Genomic DNA, 516 nt, shown 5'->3' on the forward strand with positions numbered 1-516 from the left:
GGCCGACCATGGCGTTCATGTTGGCGCCGTCGATGTACACCTGGCCGCCGTGGTCGTGGATGATGCCGCAGATTTCGCGGATGCCTTCCTCGAACACGCCGTGGGTCGACGGGTAGGTGATCATCAGTGCGGCGAGGTGTTCGCGGTGCTCGATGGCCTTGGCGCGCAGGTCTTCGATGTCGACGTTGCCGCGGGCGTCGCAGGCGGTCACGACCACACGCATGCCAGCCATCTGCGCGGTGGCCGGGTTGGTGCCGTGGGCCGAGGACGGGATCAGGCAGATGTCGCGACGGTCTTCGCCACGGCTCTGGTGGTAGGCGCGGATGGCCAGCAGGCCGGCGTACTCACCCTGGGAACCGGCGTTCGGTTGCAGCGAGATCGAATCGTAACCGGTGGCGGCGCAGAGCATCGCTTCCAGTTCATCGGTCAGTTGCTGGTAACCGGCGCTCTGCTCGGCCGGGGCGAAGGGGTGCAGGGCGCCGAATTCGGCCCAGGTCACCGGGATCATTTCGCTGG

The 516-nt window shown here is 66.9% G+C and carries 1 pseudogene; it reads right to left on the minus strand.

From position 1 onward, the window contains the following. A pseudogene (locus ACYP2Q_RS31520) lies at positions 1–516 on the minus strand (glycine dehydrogenase (aminomethyl-transferring)); the annotation flags it as partial.

This window comes from Pseudomonas sp. MHK4, assembly GCF_054600775.1.